Annotated in this window: 2 rRNA genes; both read right to left on the reverse strand. The window is 56.7% G+C overall.

Annotated features, from left to right (window positions below):
- Positions 1-117 precede the first annotated feature (117 nt).
- Positions 118-233: ribosomal RNA gene (gene rrf / locus FYJ71_RS09845) — 5S ribosomal RNA — on the reverse strand.
- A gap of 164 nt (positions 234-397) precedes the next feature.
- Positions 398-1,052 (reverse strand): 23S ribosomal RNA (locus tag FYJ71_RS09850); the annotation flags it as partial.

Genomic DNA, 1,052 nt, shown 5'->3' on the forward strand with positions numbered 1-1,052 from the left:
AATAAGTGCCTGACGATGTTCGGGCCGGCCACCCGGCGGGCGGCGCTCCGCTACTCTTCAGGGGGAGACCCCCAAAAAGCAAAACCCCGGCCATAAGGCCGGGGTTTCGTAATAAGTGCCTGACGATGACCTACTCTCACATGGGGAGACCCCACACTACCATCGGCGCTAAGCGGTTTCACTTCTGAGTTCGGCATGGGATCAGGTGGTTCACGCGTGCTATGGTCGTCAGGCGTAACAGGTAATGCATATCATGCTGAGGTGTTCTTGACGTATTTTTGACGTGTATTGTGTGCGTCTCTTGTCAGCAAGCGCTCTGGCTCACTGCGACGTATCCGGTATTTCGAGTGCGTTCACACTCCTCGTTATCATCACGACCAGACCCCTTGGGTGTTATAGGGTCAAGCCTCACGGGCCATTAGTACACGTTAGCTCAACGCCTTGCAGCGCTTCCACACCGTGCCTATCAACCAGCTGGTCTCGCTGGGCCCTTCAGGAGGCTCTAGGCCTCGGGGATGTCTCATCTTGAAGGGGGCTTCCCGCTTAGATGCTTTCAGCGGTTATCCCGTCCGACCATAGCTACCCGGCAATGCCACTGGCGTGACAACCGGAACACCAGAGGGTCGTCCACTCCGGTCCTCTCGTACTAGGAGCAGCTCTTCTCAAACATCCAACGCCCACGGCAGATAGGGACCGAACTGTCTCACGACGTTCTAAACCCAGCTCGCGTACCACTTTAAATGGCGAACAGCCATACCCTTGGGACCGACTTCAGCCCCAGGATGTGATGAGCCGACATCGAGGTGCCAAACACCGCCGTCGATGTGAACTCTTGGGCGGTATCAGCCTGTTATCCCCGGAGTACCTTTTATCCGTTGAGCGATGGCCCTTCCATACAGAACCACCGGATCACTAGAACCTGCTTTCGCACCTGCTCGACGTGTCTGTCTCGCAGTCAAGCACCCTTATGCTCTTGCACTCATTGCACGATGTCCGACCGTGCTGAGGGTACCTTCGTGCTCCTCCGTTACGCTTTGGGAGGAGACCGCCCC

Source organism: Peptostreptococcus porci (genome assembly GCF_009695815.1).
Classification (GTDB): Bacteria; Bacillota; Clostridia; order Peptostreptococcales; family Peptostreptococcaceae; genus Peptostreptococcus; species Peptostreptococcus porci.